At 65.9% G+C, this 18,751-nt stretch carries 14 protein-coding genes; 2 read left to right on the forward strand and 12 right to left on the reverse strand.

Annotated elements, in window-relative coordinates; translation table 11 throughout:
- Positions 1-33: 33 nt before the first annotated feature.
- From rpsG to AC4D2R_RS00845, 7 genes are all read right to left on the reverse strand, one after another.
- Positions 34-504, reverse strand: a complete 471-nt coding sequence (rpsG, locus tag AC4D2R_RS00815) for a 30S ribosomal protein S7 (protein WP_043440595.1) — start codon at positions 502-504, stop codon at positions 34-36.
- A complete protein-coding gene (rpsL, locus tag AC4D2R_RS00820) occupies positions 504-878 on the reverse strand; it encodes a 30S ribosomal protein S12 (RefSeq protein WP_026545668.1) in 375 nt (124 codons plus the stop codon). Before rpsL ends, rpsG begins: the two co-directional genes overlap by 1 nt.
- 376 nt (positions 879-1,254) lie before the next feature.
- Complete coding sequence (locus AC4D2R_RS00825; protein WP_490901251.1) at positions 1,255-5,145, reverse strand: DNA-directed RNA polymerase subunit beta'; 3,891 nt, start codon at positions 5,143-5,145, stop codon at positions 1,255-1,257.
- 186 nt (positions 5,146-5,331) lie between these two features.
- On the reverse strand, positions 5,332-8,841 hold the full coding sequence (gene rpoB / locus AC4D2R_RS00830; RefSeq protein ID WP_490936562.1) for a DNA-directed RNA polymerase subunit beta: 3,510 nt from the start codon (positions 8,839-8,841) through the stop codon (positions 5,332-5,334).
- A gap of 281 nt (positions 8,842-9,122) precedes the next feature.
- A complete protein-coding gene (gene crtI, locus AC4D2R_RS00835; protein WP_490936564.1) occupies positions 9,123-10,745 on the reverse strand; it encodes a phytoene desaturase family protein in 1,623 nt (540 codons plus the stop codon).
- The gene (locus AC4D2R_RS00840; RefSeq protein ID WP_490936566.1) at positions 10,742-11,641 is read right to left on the reverse strand and encodes a phytoene/squalene synthase family protein; all 900 of its coding nucleotides are present in this window, start codon (positions 11,639-11,641) and stop codon (positions 10,742-10,744) included. The genes crtI and AC4D2R_RS00840 overlap by 4 nt, the downstream gene beginning before the upstream one ends.
- Before the next feature lie 4 nt (positions 11,642-11,645).
- On the reverse strand, positions 11,646-12,710 hold the full coding sequence (locus AC4D2R_RS00845; RefSeq protein ID WP_490936568.1) for a polyprenyl synthetase family protein: 1,065 nt from the start codon (positions 12,708-12,710) through the stop codon (positions 11,646-11,648).
- Between the two features lie 62 nt (positions 12,711-12,772).
- Between AC4D2R_RS00845 and idi the strand changes: the two genes are divergently transcribed.
- Entirely contained in the window at positions 12,773-13,339 is a 567-nt protein-coding gene (idi, locus tag AC4D2R_RS00850) for an isopentenyl-diphosphate Delta-isomerase (RefSeq protein WP_490936570.1), read from the forward strand.
- A gap of 133 nt (positions 13,340-13,472) precedes the next feature.
- Complete coding sequence (locus tag AC4D2R_RS00855) at positions 13,473-14,675, forward strand: acetyl-CoA C-acetyltransferase (RefSeq protein WP_490936573.1); 1,203 nt, start codon at positions 13,473-13,475, stop codon at positions 14,673-14,675.
- Between the two features lie 117 nt (positions 14,676-14,792).
- Here AC4D2R_RS00855 and rplL read toward each other — a convergent pair whose 3' ends face one another.
- The 5 genes from rplL to rplK all read right to left on the reverse strand — a co-directional run bounded on the left by rplL (position 14,793) and on the right by rplK (position 18,714).
- Positions 14,793-15,173, reverse strand: a complete 381-nt coding sequence (gene rplL / locus AC4D2R_RS00860) for a 50S ribosomal protein L7/L12 (protein ID WP_159617675.1) — start codon at positions 15,171-15,173, stop codon at positions 14,793-14,795.
- 57 nt (positions 15,174-15,230) lie between these two features.
- Entirely contained in the window at positions 15,231-15,815 is a 585-nt protein-coding gene (rplJ, locus tag AC4D2R_RS00865; RefSeq protein ID WP_490901240.1) for a 50S ribosomal protein L10, read from the reverse strand.
- 266 nt (positions 15,816-16,081) lie between these two features.
- On the reverse strand, positions 16,082-17,224 hold the full coding sequence (locus tag AC4D2R_RS00870; protein ID WP_490936576.1) for a GNAT family N-acetyltransferase: 1,143 nt from the start codon (positions 17,222-17,224) through the stop codon (positions 16,082-16,084).
- Positions 17,225-17,440: 216 nt separating this feature from the next.
- Complete coding sequence (gene rplA, locus AC4D2R_RS00875; protein WP_490901238.1) at positions 17,441-18,148, reverse strand: 50S ribosomal protein L1; 708 nt, start codon at positions 18,146-18,148, stop codon at positions 17,441-17,443.
- A gap of 134 nt (positions 18,149-18,282) precedes the next feature.
- Positions 18,283-18,714, reverse strand: a complete 432-nt coding sequence (gene rplK, locus AC4D2R_RS00880) for a 50S ribosomal protein L11 (protein ID WP_490901237.1) — start codon at positions 18,712-18,714, stop codon at positions 18,283-18,285.
- Positions 18,715-18,751 lie beyond the last annotated feature (37 nt).

Below are 18,751 nucleotides of genomic sequence, written 5' to 3' on the forward strand. Positions count from 1 at the left end.
GCGCTGTGCGGCGGACCCGGGCGGGAAGGTCATTTACCAGCGGTAGTGTGCGAAGGCCTTGTTGGATTCGGCCATCTTGTGCGTGTCTTCGCGGCGCTTGACAGCGGCGCCCAGACCATTGGAGGCGTCAAGGATCTCGTTCTGCAGACGCTCGGTCATCGTCTTCTCGCGGCGTGCCTTGGAGTAGCCAACCAGCCAGCGGAGGGCCAGGGCGGTTGAGCGGCCCGGCTTCACCTCAACGGGAACCTGGTAGGTGGCGCCACCGACACGGCGTGAGCGGACCTCGAGGGTCGGCTTGACGTTGTCCATAGCCTTCTTCAGTGCGGCAACGGGGTCGCCGCCGGACTTGGCGCGTGCGCCTTCGAGTGCACCGTAGACGATGCGCTCTGCGGTCGACTTCTTGCCGTCAACGAGCACCTTGTTGATCAGCTGAGTGACCAGGGGTGAACCGTAAACGGGATCTACAACGAGCGGCCGCTTCGGGGCCGGGCCCTTACGAGGCATTACTTCTTCTCCATCTTTGCGCCGTAGCGGCTGCGCGCCTGCTTACGGTTCTTGACGCCCTGGGTATCCAGTGCTCCACGGACAATCTTGTAGCGGACACCCGGAAGGTCCTTCACACGCCCGCCGCGCACCAGCACGATGGAGTGTTCCTGAAGGTTGTGTCCAACGCCGGGAATGTAGGCGGTGACTTCGATGCCGCCGTTGAGGCGCACACGGGCGACCTTGCGGAGCGCCGAGTTCGGCTTCTTCGGGGTGGTCGTGTAGACGCGGGTGCAAACGCCGCGCTTCATCGGGCTGCCCTTCAGTGCGGGCGCCTTGGTCTTGGAGACCTTAGGTGACCGGCCCTTGCGGACCAGCTGGTTAATCGTAGGCACTTTCGTGTTCTCCGTAATGTCTCGGATGAGTTCTCTGTTTGCCCAACCCTGCGGTTATCCGGACCCGAGGGCAGCGGACCACCCGTGAGCGGGGGTTCTCAGTCGTTTGGCGCTTCGCCTACTACAACTAGCAGCCGCGAAACGACCGTAGGCGTGCGAAAATGTGGCATTCGTTGTACAAGATCCCTACAACACGGAGATACGTTTCGCAACGCCAATCCACTGCCACACAAACAATTACCGTCAAGTCTACCAGAGTGTGGGCCGGGGCCGGACCGGCCCCTCCCCCGGCATCGGAGAAACCGGAAGGCCCCAGACCGTTTCGGGTCCGGGGCCTTCCGCCGTGCTCTACCGCTGCTTGCGCAGCGCGGGCTTCCTAGCGGAAGTCGTTCCCGAGGTCGTAGTCATCCAGGGGGATGGCGTGGAACTCGGGGTTCATGCCGCCCTCGACGCCGGCGTAGTCGAAGTCGCTGAACGCGCTCGGACCGGTGAAGAGGTTGGCCTTGGCTTCCTCGGTGGGCTCGACGGTGATCTTCGTGTAGCGGTCCAGGCCGGTTCCGGCCGGGATGAGCTTACCGATGATCACGTTCTCCTTCAGGCCCAGCAGCGGATCGCTCTTGCCTTCCATGGCGGCCTGCGTGAGAACACGCGTGGTCTCCTGGAAGGAAGCGGCCGACAGCCACGACTCGGTGGCGAGTGAGGCCTTGGTGATGCCCATGAGCTCGGGACGGCCTGAGGCCGGCTTCTTGCCCTCGGACACCACGCGGCGGTTCTCGTCCTCGAAGCGGCGGCGCTCGGCCAGCTCTCCGGGGAGAAGATCCGACTCACCGGACTCGATCACCGTCACGCGGCGCAGCATCTGGCGGACGATGACTTCCACGTGCTTGTCGTGGATGCCGACACCCTGGCTGCGGTACACGCGCTGGACCTCGTCAACAAGGAATTCCTGGGCCTTGCGGGGGCCAAGAATACGCAGGATCTGCTTGGGGTCGACGGCACCGAAGACGAGCTGCTGCCCGACCTCGACGTGCTCGCCGTCGGCGACGAGCAGGCGTGCACGGCGCAGGACCGGGTAGGCGATCTCTTCCGAGCCGTCGTCCGGGGTGACAACCAGGCGAAGCTGCTTCTCGGCATCTTCGATGGTGACGCGCCCTGCAACCTCGGAGATCGGGGCGACACCCTTGGGTGTGCGCGCCTCGAAAAGCTCCTGGATACGGGGCAGACCCTGGGTGATGTCCTCAGCCGAGGCAACACCGCCGGTGTGGAAGGTACGCATGGTCAGCTGCGTGCCGGGCTCACCGATCGACTGCGCGGCGATGATGCCGACGGCCTCTCCGATGTCCACGGTCTTGCCGGTCGCAAGCGAACGGCCGTAGCAGAGTGCGCAGGTTCCGACGCTCGACTCACAGGTCAGCACGGAGCGGACCTTGATCTCGGTGACACCCGCGGCGAACAGCTCGCCGATCAGGACGTCTCCGACGTCGGAGCCGGCAGCCGCCAGCACCTCGCCCTTCGAATCGACGACGTCCGTGGCCAGCGTACGTGCGTACGCCGAGTTTTCGACCTCTTCGTGAAGGACCAGTTCGCCGTTGGCGTCCGGTACCGCGATAGTGACCTTCAGGCCACGCTCGGTGCCGCAGTCGTCCTCGCGGACGATGACGTCCTGGGACACGTCGACGAGGCGGCGGGTCAGGTAACCCGAGTTCGCCGTACGCAGGGCGGTGTCCGCAAGGCCCTTACGGGCGCCGTGCGTTGCGATGAAGTACTCAAGGACCGACAGGCCTTCACGGTAGGAGGACTTGATCGGACGCGGGATGATCTCGCCCTTGGGGTTCGCCACCAGGCCACGGATACCGGCGATCTGCCGGACCTGCAGCCAGTTACCACGGGCACCGGAGGAGACCATGCGGTTGATGGTGTTGTCCTTCGGCATCGCGTCGCGCATCGAGGCGGCAACCTCGTTGGTTGCCTTGTTCCAGATGTCGATGAGCTCCTGGCGGCGCTCCTCGTCGGCGATCAGGCCCTTGTCGAACTGCGACTGGACCTTGGCTGCCTGCGTCTCGTAGCCCTCCATGATTCCGGCCTTGTTGATGGGCGCGGAGATATCGGAGATGGCGACCGTTACACCGGAGCGTGTGGCCCAGTAGAAACCGGCATCCTTGAGGTTGTCCAGCGTCGCGGCGGTGACGACCTTCGGGTAGCGCTCCGCGAGATCGTTGACGATCGTGGAGAGCTGGCCCTTGTCGGCGACCTTCTCGACCCAGGGGTAGTCCTCGGGCAGCGTGTCGTTGAACAGGACCTGCCCGAGGGAGGTCTCGATCAGCGCCGGCGTGCCCGGCTCCCAGCCTTCGGGAGCGGCGGTGTCGGCGCTCGGGATGAAGTTGGGCACCCGGATCCGCACCACGGAGTTCAGGTGCAGCTCGCCGGCGTCGTGGGCCATGATGGCTTCGGCAGGGCTGGAGAACACGCGGCCTTCACCCGCACTTCCCTCACGCTTGGTGGTGAGGTGGTGCAGACCGATGATCATGTCCTGTGACGGGAGGGTCACGGGGCGGCCGTCGGAGGGCTTCAGGATGTTGTTCGAGGAGAGCATCAGGATGCGCGCCTCGGCCTGGGCCTCGGGGCTCAGCGGCAGGTGCACTGCCATCTGGTCACCGTCGAAGTCGGCGTTGAACGCAGCACAGACCAGCGGGTGCAGCTGAAGGGCCTTGCCTTCAACCAGCTGGGGCTCGAACGCCTGGATGCCGAGACGGTGCAGGGTAGGTGCACGGTTCAGCAGCACGGGGTGCTCGGTGATGATCTCTTCGAGAACGTCCCAGACCTGCGGGCGGTAACGCTCGACCATCCGCTTGGCGCTCTTGATGTTCTGGGCGTGGTTGAGGTCAACCAGGCGCTTCATCACGAACGGCTTGAAGAGCTCCAGCGCCATCTGCTTGGGCAGGCCACACTGGTGCAGCTTCAGCTGCGGACCGACAACGATCACCGAACGGCCCGAGTAGTCGACGCGCTTGCCCAGGAGGTTCTGGCGGAAGCGTCCCTGCTTGCCCTTGAGCATGTCGGAGAGCGACTTCAGGGGACGGTTGCCCGGCCCGGTGACGGGACGGCCGCGGCGGCCGTTGTCGAACAGGGAGTCAACGGCTTCCTGCAGCATGCGCTTCTCGTTGTTGACGATGATCTCGGGCGCACCGAGATCGAGAAGGCGCTTGAGGCGGTTGTTCCTGTTGATCACGCGGCGGTACAGGTCGTTGAGGTCGGACGTCGCGAAACGGCCGCCGTCGAGCTGGACCATCGGGCGCAGTTCCGGCGGGATCACCGGGACGGCGTCGAGCACCATGCCCAGGGGGCTGTTGGTGGTGGTGAGGAACGCGTTGACGACCTTCAGGCGCTTCAGGGCACGCGTCTTGCGCTGGCCCTTGCCGTTCTGGATGATGTCGCGCAGCAGGTCGGCCTCGGCCTGCATGTCGAAGTTCTCAAGGCGGCGCTTGATTGCCTCGGCTCCCATTGAGCCTTCGAAGTACAGACCGTAACGGTCGCGCAGCTCGCGGTAGAGGCCCTCATCGCCTTCAAGGTCGGCGACCTTGAGGGTCTTGAAGCGCTCCCACACCTGGACCAGGCGCTCGATGTCGGCGTCCGCACGCTTGCGCACGTTGGCCATCTGGCGGTCCGCGGAGTCGCGGGCCTTCTTCTTGTCCGCGGCCTTTGCGCCTTCGCCCTCGAGGCGGGCAAGCTCGTCCTCAAGGTCCTTGGCGATTGCGGCGATGTCGGAGTCGCGCTGGTCGATCATCTGCTTCTTCTCAAGGTCGTGCTCGGCCTGGAGGTTGGGCAGTTCGGCGTGACGGTTCTCTTCGTCGACCGAGGTGATCATGTAGGCAGCGAAGTAGATGACCTTCTCGAGGTCCTTCGGTGCAAGGTCAAGCAGGTAGCCAAGGCGTGAGGGAACACCCTTGAAGTACCAGATGTGCGTGACGGGAGCGGCGAGCTCAATGTGCCCCATGCGCTCGCGGCGCACCTTGGCACGGGTGACCTCGACGCCACAGCGCTCACAGATGATGCCCTTGAAGCGCACGCGCTTGTACTTGCCGCAGTAGCACTCCCAGTCGCGGGAAGGGCCGAAGATCTTCTCGCAGAAGAGGCCGTCCTTCTCGGGCTTGAGCGTGCGGTAGTTGATGGTTTCCGGCTTCTTGACCTCGCCGTAAGACCAGCCGCGGATTTCATCCGCGGTGGCAAGGCCGATTCGCATGAGGCCGAAGGAGGATTCGCTGGACATATGGTCCCTGTTCTCTCTTTGTTCTCTAAATTCTTGAAGTCTTTGGGGGTGCGGTGGGCAGCCAGGCCCACACCGGTTCAGGGAGGTGCCCGGAGGAAGGCGGCTTTAATATTTCAAGGCCGCCCGCGGCCGCAGAAATTTCGTTGCCGCCGTTCCGGGTACCGGACTGAACCGGTGCGGTGAAACCTAGACTTCCTCGACGGAGCTCGGCTCGGCCCGTGACAGGTCGATGCCCAGTTCCTCCGCGGCCCGGAAGACTTCTTCATCCGAGTCACGCATCTCAATCGTCGTTCCGTCGGTGGAAAGGACTTCCACGTTCAGGCAGAGCGACTGCATTTCCTTGATCAGCACCTTGAAGGACTCGGGAACGCCCGGCTCGGGGATGTTCTCGCCCTTGACGATCGCCTCGTAGACCTTGACGCGTCCGTGGATGTCATCCGACTTGATCGTCAGCAGCTCCTGGAGCGTGTAGGCGGCGCCATACGCCTCAAGTGCCCACACTTCCATCTCACCGAAACGCTGTCCGCCGAACTGCGCCTTACCACCCAGCGGCTGCTGCGTGATCATGGAGTACGGTCCCGTGGAGCGTGCGTGGATCTTGTCGTCGACAAGGTGGTGCAGCTTCAGGATGTACATGTAGCCGACCGAGATCGGATCGGGGAACGGCTCGCCGGAGCGGCCGTCGAACAGGCGCGCCTTGCCGGACTCGCCGATCAGGCGCTGGCCGTCGCGGGTCACGTTGGTCGAGTTCAGCAGACCGACGATCTCGTCCTCGGTCGCACCGTCGAACACGGGGGTTGCGACGGTGGTCGAGGCGACCTCGCGGGGCAGGTTCGGAAGGTTCTTGACCCACTCGGGGTCCCCTTCGATCTTCCAACCCTGCTTGGCGGCCCAGCCCAGGTGGATCTCCAGGACCTGGCCCACGTTCATGCGGCCCGGAACACCCAGCGGGTTCAGGACGATGTCGACGGGGGTTCCGTCCTCAAGGAACGGCATGTCCTCGATCGGCAGGATCTTGGAGATGACGCCCTTGTTGCCGTGGCGGCCGGCCAGCTTGTCGCCGTCGGTGATCTTGCGCTTCTGCGCAACGTAGACGCGGACAAGCTGGTTGACGCCCGGGGGCAGCTCGTCGTCGTTGTCGCGGTCGAAGATGCGCACGCCGATGACGGTTCCGGACTCGCCGTGGGGAACCTTCAGGGAGGTGTCGCGGACCTCGCGGCTCTTCTCACCGAAGATGGCGCGCAGCAGGCGCTCCTCGGGGGTGAGCTCCGTTTCACCCTTGGGGGTGACACGGCCGACGAGGATGTCGCCTGCTTCAACCTCGGCACCGATGTGGATGATGCCGCGCTCGTCGAGCGCGCCAAGCACCTCTTCGGAGACGTTGGGGATGTCGCGGGTGATTTCCTCGGCACCAAGCTTGGTGTCGCGGGCGTCGACCTCGTGCTCCTCGATGTGGATCGAGGTCAGCACGTCGTCGGAGACGATGCGCTGCGAGAGGATGATCGCGTCCTCGAAGTTGTGCCCTTCCCAGGACATGAACGCAACGAGCATGTTCTTGCCCAGCGCCAGCTCGCCCTGGTCGGTCGAAGGACCGTCGGCGATGATCGTGTTGTACTCGACGCGGTCGCCCTCGCCGACCAGCACGCGCTGGTTGTATGCGTTGCCCTGGTTGGAGCGGGCGAACTTCATGATCGGGTAGTTGGTCTCGGTGCCGTCGTCGTTGAGCACGTTGACGATGTCGGCCGAAACTTCGGTGACCACGCCGGCCTTCGCCGCTGTCACTGCGTCGCCGGCATCGACTGCCGCGTACTTCTCCATGCCGGTGCCCACGAGCGGACGCTCGGAGCGCAGCAGGGGAACGGCCTGACGCTGCATGTTCGCACCCATGAGGGCGCGGTTCGCGTCGTCGTGCTCGAGGAACGGAATCAGGGCCGTTGCCACAGACACCATCTGGCGCGGGGAAACGTCCATGTACTCGACCTCGTCGGCTGCAACGAGAACGGGCTCGCCCGAACCACCACGGGTACGCACGAGGACCATGTCCTCAACGAACTTGCCGTTCGCGTCGAGCGGGGCGTTGGCCTGGGCAATCAGGCGCTCCACCTCGTCGTCGGCGGTCAGGTAGTCGATCTGCTCGGTGACGCTGCCGTTGACGGCCTTGCGGTACGGGGTCTCGATGAAGCCGAACGCATTGATGCGGCCGTAGGAGGCAAGCGAACCGATCAGGCCGATGTTCGGGCCTTCAGGGGTTTCGATGGGGCACATGCGGCCGTAGTGCGACGGGTGGACGTCACGGACCTCCATGCCGGCGCGGTCACGGGACAGACCACCCGGGCCCAGCGCGGACAGGCGGCGCTTGTGCGTCAGTCCGGCGAGCGGGTTGTTCTGGTCCATGAACTGCGACAGCTGCGAGGTTCCGAAGAACTCCTTGATCGCGGCGACGACAGGGCGGATGTTGATCAGCGTCTGCGGCGTGATGGCCTCGACGTCCTGCGTGGTCATGCGTTCGCGGACGACGCGCTCCATGCGGGACAGTCCGGTGCGGACCTGGTTCTCGATCAGCTCGCCGACCGCGCGGATGCGGCGGTTGCCGAAGTGGTCGATGTCGTCGACCTCGACGCGCAGTTCGACGTCTTCGCCGTCGCGCTTGCCCGTGAGGGTCTTCTCGCCGGCGTGGAGCGCAACAAGGAACTTGATCATCGCGACGATGTCGTCGATGTTCAGGACCGAGGCGTCGGAGTCGGTGAGGTCCTTGTCGATGCCGAGCTTGCGGTTGATCTTGTACCGGCCGACCTTGGCCAGGTCGTAGCGCTTGGGGTTGAAGTACAGGTTGTCCAGCAGGGTCTGGGCAGCCTCAACCGTGGGCGGCTCTCCCGGGCGCAGCTTGCGGTAGATATCGAGCAGGGCGTCTTCACGGGTCTCCGTGGCGTCCTTCTCCATGGTGGCGCGGATCGAGTCGTACTCGCCGAAGGTCTCGAGGATCTGCGCCTCGGTCCAGCCGAGGGCCTTGAGCAGCACGGTGACCGACTGCTTGCGCTTGCGGTCGAGGCGGACGCCGACCTGGTCGCGCTTGTCGATCTCCAGTTCGAACCAGGCGCCGCGCGACGGGATGATCTTCGCGCTGAAGATGTCCTTGTCGCTGGTCTTGTCGGCGGTGCGCTCGAAGTAGGCGCCGGGCGAACGCACGAGCTGCGACACGACGACACGCTCGGTGCCGTTGATCACGAACGTACCCTTGTCCGTCATCAGCGGGAAGTCGCCCATGAACACGGTCTGCTGCTTGATCTCGCCCGTGTTGTTGTTCATGAACTCGGCCTTGACGTACAGCGGAGCCGAGTACGTTGCGTCACGGTCCTTGCACTCGGCCATCGTGTACTTCGGGTCGGCGAATTCCGGTTCCGAGAAGCTCAGGGACATGGTTCCCTGGAAATCCTCGATCGGGGAGATCTCTTCAAAGATGTCCGCCAGGCCGGAAGTGGTGGCTACGCCCTGCAGGCCCTTTTCCAGAGCCTCTTCGACGCGCGCCTTCCAGCGCTCGTTGCCGACCAGCCAGTCAAAGCTGTCGGTCTGAAGGGCGAGAAGATTAGGAACGTCAAGCGGTTCGTGAATCTTTGCGAATGAGAGCCGGGGTGCGGCGCCGTCGGCGTCGACCTGGCTGGTAGCGGTTGCATTATTAGAGGTGCTCGAGGCGACCAAGAGGGATCCTTCCACAGACCTTCAGGCTTGTCAGCGATCCGCCCTCAGCACCACCACCGCAGATTGGTGCGGGGATTCGAGTGCTAACCTGAGGTCCACACGCGTCATCAGAACCGGTTGGCCCGTTAAATGACGAGAGCAGAACAAAGCCCACCGCTATATGAAGGCTGAGGTTTAGAGGGAAGACGCAAATCACTACATTACGGTACGCCTACCGCAATGTCCAATGCTGCGTCAACTCCGCCGCGCCGCGTCCGGCCCACCCCGGCCGCCCGCCCGCGCTACCCCGCCGGTTCCGGCAGCGGCCCCGTGCTGACGTCGGAACGCAGCCGCTTCACCACAAGTTCGGCGCTGATCAGGCACATGGGGATGCCGATGCCCGGAACCGTTGAGCTGCCGGCGTAGTAGAGGCCGTCGACCTTCCTGCTCCGGTTCGTGCCGCGGAAGAACGCGCTTTGCTTGAGGATGTGGGCAGGGCCCAGGGAGGTTCCCCGCCACGCGTTGAGGTCCTTGACGAAATCCTGCGGACCGTAGGTGCGCCGGACGACGATGCGCTCGGCCAGGTCGGGGATCCTTGCCCACTCGGAGATCTGGGCGATGACCTCGTCGGCGAGCTGCTCCACCGCGGGGTCTCCCCCGCGCTCGAGCCCGCCCCCGCCGATCGTCACGTCCGCGGGGATGGGGACGAGGACGAAAACATTCTCGTGGCCCTCAGGCGCGGCCGAGGGGTCGGTGGCGCTGGGCCGGCAGACGTACAACGACGCCGGGGAGGGAACGGATGTCTCCTTGCCGAAGATCCGCCCGAAGTTCTCCCTCCAGTCGGTGGTGAACAGCAGCGTGTGGTGTTCGAGCTGCGGGAGGCTGCCCTCCACGCCGAGGTAGAGCAGCAGCGCGCTCGGGCCGGGCACCCGCCGGTCCCAGTAGCTTTCCGGGTAGGTCTGCAGCGGCTCGGGGAGCAGGCGCGTCTCGGTGTGGTGCAGGTCCGCCGCCGAGACCACGATGTCGGCCGCGATCGTCTCGGAGGCCCCGCCGGCGGTCGTGAACCGCACGCCGGTGGTCCTTGCGGCGCGGCGGCCGGCGCGCCGTCCTGCGGAAACGGGTCCGGTCTCGATTGACACGGCCTCGGCGCCGGTGCGGATGTCGACCCCGGCCTTCTCGGCAACATCCCTCATCGCCGCGATGAGGGTGCTGAATCCGCCCTGGGGGTAGAGCACCCCGTCGTCGAGGTCGAGGTGGCTCATCAGGTGGTACATGCTCGGGGCGTCGAACGGGGAGCTGCCGAGGAAGACCGCCGGATAGCCAAGGATCTGGCGCAGGCGGGGGTCGGAGAACTGCCGGGCGACGAAGCCGTCGAGCGGCTGGAGCAGCAGCCGCGCGAGCCGGGGCAGCCGGGTCAGGACGTCGGGGCGGAGGAAGGGAAGGAACGATTCGAAGGTTGAGTAGAGGAACCGTTTCTTCGCCAGCTCGTACGCCTCCCGCGCTGAGTCGAGGTACCGGGACAGGGCGGCGCCGGCGCCGGGTTCGAGCGATTCGAAGAGCTTGGTCACCGCGGTGCGGTCCGCCGGGACGTCGATCGCCTCGCGGTTGCGCTCAAAGATCACCCGGTACCCGGGGTCGAGGCGGATCAGGTCGAGCTGTTCCCCGGCGGAGGTCCCCATCATGCGGAAGAAGTGGTCGATCACCTCGGGCATCAGGTACCAGGACGGGCCGGTGTCGAACCGGAATCCCCCCTGCTCCCAGCTCCCGGCACGCCCGCCGAGCTGGCTGCGCTTCTCGAGGAGGGTCACCGCGTGCCCTTCCCCGGCGAGCAGCGCCGCGGTGGCGAGCCCGCCAATGCCGCCGCCGATGACGACGACGCGGCTGCCGCCGGGACGGGGGGCTTGAGGATTTCCGGTGGAGGTCATTGTGTCCTTTCGAGCGCCGCCCGGTCCGGGGCCGCGCCACCGGCCAGCGCCCGGGCCATGATCCGCATCTTCACGGCGTTTGGCACCCGGACGCGGGCGGAGAGCAGGCTCTCGGCCGGGGTGCGGCGGAGACGTTCGGCGAGTTCGGTGAAAAGCCCCTGCGCCACCGCGACCGCCCGGCGTGCCGACGGCGGCAGCCCGGGCAGTGCGGCACGTGAGACGGCGAGGTCTGCGTCGATGTCATCGAGCAGCCGGTGCTTGTCCGCTTCGGTGAAGTTCCCCGGGCGGATCCCGGGGAAGTAACTCCGTCCCAGCGCCGAGAAGTCCTCGGCGAGGTCGCGCAGGAAGTTGATTTTCTGGAACGCCGCGCCGAGGTGCCGCGCGCCGTCGATGAGGACCTCCTCCTGGGCCTTGGGCACGGGCCGGCCGTTGAGGAAGGCCTTGAGGCACATGAGCCCGACCACCTCGGCCGAACCGTAGACGTAGCGGTCGAAGGATTCGGGGGTGTGTTCGCACTGGGAGATATCGGCCCGCATTGAGGCGAAGAACGGCCGGGTGAGGGAACTGTCGATGCCGGTGGTGCGGGCGGTGACGGCGAAGGCGTGGACCACGAGGTTGGTGCTGTATCCGGTGCGCAGGGCGGCCTCGGTTTCCCGCTCGAGGTCATCGAGCAGGGCTTCGACGGCTTCCGGGGCCAGACCTGCGCCCGCGGCGGCGCCGTCGACGACCTCATCGGCCACCCGCACCAGGGCGTAAACGGCCTCGATGTGGGACCGCGTGGTGCCTCCGAGCAGCCGGCAGGCGAGGCCGAACGAGGTGGAATAGCAGCGGATCACCTCCGCCGAGGTCTTCAGTGCGGCTGCGTTGTACCGGGCCAGCGGCGTCTCGGTGCCCATGGGATCAGTAAGCCCTTTCGACAGCGGCGGAGGCAACCGGCCCAAGCACCCTGCGCAGGGCGGAGGGAACGGCGTCCGATTCAAGGTGGCCTTGGGCCCGCTGCGCGTACTCCGCGGCGAGGTCCACCGAACTGTCCCGGGCCCCCGAGTCGACGAGGACGCGGCGCACATAGTCGGCGTCGGACGCCGACATGTCGGGTGAGCCGACCAGCGGCGAGATCTGTTCCCAGGCGGGCCCGGCAGCGGCGAAGGACATCAGGGCGGTGCGCTTGCCTTCGCGGAGGTCACCCCAGTTGGTCTTGCCGGTGCGCGTTTCATTGCCGAACACGCCGAGCAGGTCGTCGGTGATCTGGAAGGCGATGCCGGCATCGCGCCCGAACCGGCCAAGGCAGTCGACCGCGTCGTCATCGGCTCCGGCCAGCACCGCCCCGGCCTGGAGCGGACCTTCGAAGGAGTAGACCGCCGTCTTCAGCCGTGCCGTCTGCAGGATGTCCTCAAGCTGGGGCATTCGGGGTGCAAGCACCGCTTCGACGTCGAAGAGCTCACCTGCGGCCGAAGCAAAGACCGATTCGGTGAGGATGCCGTTGAGGCGCTCGCGTGTTGCGGCGTCGTCAACTCCGTCGAGGAGCCGGTGGGCGTGCGAGATGGCGAGGTCACCGGCGATGACACCGGCCGAAAACCCGATGTGCCGGGCGTCCTCCTCCCCCATGCCGGCGGCCTCGGCGATCGCGCGGTAGCGCCCCGAGACGTTGGGGATGCCCCGGCGCACGAAGTCCCTGTCGATGACGTCGTCATGGATGAGGAAACCGGTGTGGAGAAGTTCGAAGGCCGCACCGACGAGCGCCGCCTGCTGCGGGTCCGAGCCGCCCAGCATCCGGTGGGCGGTGAGGACCATGCGGGGACGGAAGCGCTTGCCGCCGGCGGCGCACCGTTCGAGGGTTTCCCACAGCTCCAGGTACCCGGGGCCCGCCTTGGCGGCCCGGGTCTTCGCCGAGGTGAAGAACTCCTCAAGGGCGCCCTCCACCCGTCGGAGCCCTTCCGGCTCGACCAGCAGAGCGTCGATGTTCATAGGTAAAGTAAACACGGAAGTTTCAAGTCGGACTAACGACCGTCAAACGGAAGCAGGCTGCAATGGAAAAGAGCGCGGGCCATCACCTCCGTGAAACCCCTGACGCCCCCGAGCTCGTTGTCCTCCTGGCGGAGGACGGAACGCCGCTGGGAGCCCAGGACAAGGCAACGGTCCACACAACGTCAACGCCCCTGCACTTCGCTTTCTCAACCCATGTCTTCAACGACAAGGGGGAGATCCTGGTGACCCGCCGCGCGCTCTCGAAGCGGGCCTGGCCGGGGGTGTGGACCAACTCCTTCTGCGGCCACCCGGCGCCGGGGGAAGCTGTCGAAGACGCCGTGGTGCGCCGGGCCGGGCAGGAGCTCGGCATGAAGATCCGCGACCTCACCTCCGCCCTGCCGGACTTCCGGTACCGGGCGACCGACGCCGCGGGCATCGTCGAGAACGAGATCTGCCCGGTTTTCACCGCGGTGATCGACGGGGGCCTCGACCCGAGCCCCGACGAGGTGATGGACCTGACCTGGACGGATCCGGTGAGCCTCGTTGCGGCGGCGGCCCGCACTCCGTGGGCGTTCAGCCCGTGGATCACCCTTCAGCTTCCGCTGCTGTACCCCGGCGGGGTGGAATAGGCCCGGCGCCGCACTTACGCCTTTTCCGCGGCCAAAATTCAGTTAATAATCGTTAGCTGAAATGCCGCGGGCGGAGTAGCCTTAAAGGTGCAGGACTGCAGGCTTCACCAACGAAAGCGAGCACCCACCCGCCATGGCTATCTCAACAAACGCGCCCGACGACGTCGTCATCGTCGGCGGGGCGCGCACCCCTTCCGGCAAGCTGAACGGCCAGCTTGCCTCCTTCAACGCGGTCCAGCTTGGCGCCTTCGCCGTATCCGGCGCCCTGGCCAACGCCGGCGTTGAACCCGGCAGTGTCGACACAGTGATCATGGGCCACGTGGTGCAGGCCGGCTGCGGCCAGAACCCGGCACGCCAGGCCTCGGTCCTCGCCGGAATCGGCTGGGACGTCCCCGCGGTCACGGTCAACAAGGTCTGCCTCTCCGGCCTCACCGCGGTGATCGACGCGGCACGGCTGATCCGCAGCGGCGAGGCCACGGTGGTTGTTGCCGGAGGGCAGGAGTCGATGTCCAATGGACCGCACCTGCTGCCGGGATCCCGCCGCGGGTGGACCTACGGAAACATCTCGGCGCTCGACTCGGTTGCCAATGACGGGCTGACCGACGCCTTCGACAACGAGTCGATGGGAGCCTCGACCGAGCGCGGCAACGGGAAGCTCGGCATCGACCGGACGGCCCAGGACGAAGTGGCGGCACTGTCCCACCAGCGGGCAGCGGCAGCCATCGAAGCGGGCATTTTCGCTGATGAGATCGTGCCGGTCACCGTGCCCCAGCGCAAGGGCGACGACGTCGTGCTGACCACGGACGAGGGAGTCCGCCCGGCCACCACCGTTAAGACCCTCGCGGGCCTCCGCCCGGCCTTCGACAAGGAGGGGACCATCACCGCGGGCAACTCCTCCCCGCTGTCGGACGGCGCCTCGGCGCTCGTGCTCACCTCACGCGCCACAGCGGAACAGTTGGGGCTAAAGATTTTGGCGGTTGCCGGTCAGCCCGGGCAGGTTGCCGGCCCCGACAACTCGCTGCATTCGCAGCCCTCCAACGCGATCGCCCACGCCCTCAAGCGGGCCGGCTGGACGGCGTCGGAGCTGGACTTCATCGAGATCAACGAGGCGTTCGGCTCGGTGGCCGTCCAGTCCCTCAGGGACCTGGACTACCCGTCCGAGAAGTGCAACCTCCACGGCGGCGCCATTGCCCTGGGCCACCCCATCGGCGCCTCGGGCGCCCGGCTGGCGCTGCACGCGGCCTTCGAACTGCACCGCCGGGGAACGGGCAAGGCCGCGGTCTCCCTCTGCGGCGGCGGCGGGCAGGGCGAGGCACTGCTGCTCTGGCGCGAATAGGCCCGGCGGCGTACTCCCCCGGGCCCGGACAAGGCCGGGTTAATCACGAAAGGCCCCGACCTGAGGTCGGGGCCTTTCGTGTTCGGCGGCAGGGGCGGGCCCCCGCTGCCGGATCTGCTACTTGAGCGAAACGGTGGCGCCGGCAGCTTCGAGAGCTTCCTTTGCCTTCTCCGCAGCTTCCTTGGTTGCGCCTTCGAGGACGGCCTTGGGGGCGCTGTCGACAACGTCCTTGGCTTCCTTCAGGCCCAGCGAGGTCAGGGCGCGGACTTCCTTGATCACTGCGATCTTCTTGTCGCCGGCAGCTTCGAGGACAACGTCGAAGGAGTCCTTCTCTTCCTCGGCTGCTTCGCCTGCGCCGCCGCCGGCGGGGCCTGCAACTGCAACAGCTGCAGCGGTGACCTCGAAGGTCTCCTCGAACAGCTTTACGAAGTCGGAGAGTTCGATGATTGAGAGTTCCTTGAAGGCTTCAATGAGCTCTTCGTTGGTGAGCTTCGCCATGGCTAAGCATCCTTCCATTAGTGGTGCACTGCACCGGAGTTGGGTGGGTGAAGAGAACTACTTCTCTTCAGGTGCCGCAGCTTCTTCGGCCGGGGCCTCTGCCGGGGCAGCGGTCTCTTCGGCGGCGGGAGCATCGGCGTCTGCGGATGCAGCACCATTGCCCTCGTCGAGCTTGATGCGCAGGGCATCAACGGTGCGGGCGAGGGCTGCCATTGGTGCCTTGAGCACACCGGCAACCCTGGAGAGCTGGAGTTCGCGCGACTCGAGGGCTGCCAGGGCAACGACCTCGGAGGCGTTGAGGGGCTTGCCCTCGAAGATTCCAGTCTTGATAACGAGCTTCGGGTTGGCCTTTGCGAAATCCGTCAGGCTCTTTGCGGCAGCAATTGCGTCGCCCTTGATGAAGGCGATTGCAGTGGGGCCGGAGAGCTGGCCTTCGAACGAGTCGATGCCGGCTTCCTTGGCTGCGATGCCGGTCAAGGTGTTCTTGACGACAGCGAACTTGGTCTCCGCACCGAGTGAACGGCGCAGTTCCTTGAGCTGTGCAACTGTGAGCCCACGGTATTCGGTCAGGACAGCAGCAGTGGAGTCCTTGAAATCGTTAGTGATTTCCTCAACTGCGGTTACCTTTGTTGGCGTTGCCATGACCCTCCTTCCGGGGATGTGGCGCCGGCTTGTCCGCCCCAATAAAAAACGCCCCGCGCAGATGCACGGGGCTTTCTCGACACACAGCACGCGGTGGTGCTGGCGGAGAGGAGCTTCGTTCACCTGCGCTGGCCGCCCTTGACGGGAACTTTCAGATGTGAACCCTTACCGCCCGCTCCACCATGAAGTGGAAGAAATGGTTGGTTTCGCATCGACCGACGGTCTTTGGTACTCCTAGGCTACTTGAATCCTCCCGGCCCGCCAAATCAGCTCCCGCCTGGCTGATCGAGCCGCTTCTGCCACGCCCCCACCCAGCCGGCCGGGACGAACCCGAGCGATTCGTTCACCGCGAGCATGGGCCGGTTCTCCTCGGCGTTCCACGTATAGACGCGCTCCACGTGCGGCCAGTGGGTTCCCACAGCCAGCAGGTTCGCCGTCTTGAGGAGCATTCCGAGCCGGTGGCCGCGGTGGGCGCGCAGCACCAGGGTGTCCTCCTGAACGGCGACCGCCGGCGGGAAGTCCCTCGATTCGAGGACGGTGTGCCCGGCCAGGGTCCCCGACGGCCGGTGGAGTGCCGCGCTCACCAGGCTGCGGCCTCCGCCCTCCCGCAGACGGGCCTCGTCTCCGCGGACGCGTTCGGCATCCCAGGCCTCCTCGTCCAGGGCGAGCTCGCCGAGAGGCGCGTCGGTGCTCATGGCCTGGCGCAGCTGCGCGTACTGGTCCACATACTCGTCGGGGCAGCGTTCGGCCCACTGCAGCACCGTATACTCGGGTCCCGCAGCCGCGGCTGCCCGGTCGTGGGCGTCGCGCACGGGAAGCAGGGTCCGGGCAAGGTCCAGGACGCTGCAGCGGTCAACCTGCGCCAGCGTGAAGCCCCGGTTCAGCGCCATGGCCGCCGGGGCAGTGTTCCGCGGGTAGCTCCCGGCGCCGGTGGCGGGCACCAGGGCGTCCCCGCCGTTGTTTCCGCTGTCGTCGCCGACGCTTCCATGCACCGGGGCATCCCGCACGGGTTCCTCGCTCCAACCCATGATGATGCTCCGTCCGAGACCGCGCATTGTGCGTTCGGCCTCGGCGTAGAGGGCGGCTCCGACTCCTTCCCTGCGGTGGTCGGGATGCACCATGACATCGACGTAGCAGGTGGACAGGTTGTCAGTCAGGGGCAGGTCGATCACGACCCTGCCCACCAGCAGGCCGCGGCGCCGTGCGGCGAGGATGATCCGCTCCTCGTAGGGGTTGGGGCGGGAGGTGGCCAGTTCCTGAAGGGCGCCGCGGCCGAAGTCGTCGCTCCCCCAGTGCCGGCGCTGGACGACGTTGGCGAGTTCGACGATGTCGGTGAACTCCCGGGAGTCGGCGGAGTCGAGGGTGGCGGGGACGCGGATCCGGGAAATCTCGGGGAACTCGGCGCTCATGCCTCATTCTAGATCGGGCTACGGGCGCACTCCTGCCCACCGTCCACGGCCCACCGGTGGGCATTTCCTGACCTGCCCACCGGCCGGGCGCCGCCGGTGGGCAGGTTCGTCCGGTGGCCCGCCGATGGACAGCCGGACCTGCGCGCCGGGGGAACACAAAAAGGGTGGCCGCAGCCGGAGCTGCGGCCACCCTTTGAGGTGGTCTGCCGAAGGCGCTTACGCGTCGGCGAGAACCTTGGTGACGTTCGGGTCGACGGAGATGCCGGGGCCGAAGGTCGTTGAAACGGTTGCCTTCTGGATGTAGCGGCCCTTCGAAGCCGAAGGCTTCAGGCGCAGGACCTCTTCGAGGGCAGCGGCGTAGTTCTCGGCGAGCTTCTGCACGTCGAAGGAGACCTTGCCGATGATGAAGTGGAGGTTGGAGTGCTTGTCGACGCGGAAGTCGATCTTTCCACCCTTGATGTCGGTGACGGCCTTGGCAACATCGGCCGTGACGGTTCCGGTCTTCGGGTTCGGCATGAGGTTACGCGGGCCGAGGATCTTGCCCAGGCGTCCAACCTTGCCCATGAGGTCGGGGGTGGCGACGGCGGCGTCGAAGTCGACCCAGCCGCCGGAGACCTTTTCGATCATGTCATCGGATCCGACGAAGTCGGCGCCGGCGGCGATTGCCGCTTCGGCCTTCTCGCCGGTCGCGAAGACGAGGACGCGGGCGGTCTTGCCGGTGCCGTGGGGCAGGTTGACGGTGCCGCGCACCATCTGGTCTGCCTTGCGGGGGTCGACGCCGAGGCGGAATGCGACCTCAACGGTTGCGTCGAACTTGGAGGGGTTGGTGTCCTTCGCCAGGACGACCGCCTCGAGCGGGGTGTACTGCTTCTCCGCCTCGATCTTGGCGGCAGCTCCCTTGTATGCTTTGCTGCGCTGTGCCATCTGCTTTTTCTCCTTATGCAGTTGTGGTCTGCGGACCGCGCTGAGGCCCTGCCACATACTCCGCCGCGCTGAGCGCGGCGTCGTCTTGAATTTAGATTTGGTGCCGGATGCGTCGCCGCATCCGAGGAGGGGTTTTAGCCCTCTACGGTGATGCCCATCGAGCGGGCGGTGCCGGCGATGATCTTCGCCGCGGCCTTCACATCGTTGGCGTTGAGGTCTTCAAGCTTCATCGTTGCGATTTCCTCGACCTGGGCGTTGGTCAGCTTGGCAACCTTGACGGTGTGCGGCGTTCCGGAGCCCTTCTGGACGCCGGCTGCCTTCTTGATCAGCTCGGCTGCCGGAGGGGTCTTGGTGATGAAGGTGAATGAACGGTCTTCGTAAACGGTGATTTCAACCGGAATGACGTTGCCGCGCTGGGATTCCGTTGCGGCGTTGTACGCCTTGCAGAATTCCATGATGTTGACACCGTGCTGGCCAAGCGCGGGACCAATGGGGGGTGCCGGGTTGGCAGCACCTGCATTGATCTGCAGCTTGATGAGGCCGGTGACCTTTTTCTTCGGGGCCATGAAAGGGTCCTTCTCTTGCATGATGTCCCCCGGGACA

The sequence above is a fragment of the Arthrobacter sp. TJ-217 genome, assembly GCF_058269255.1.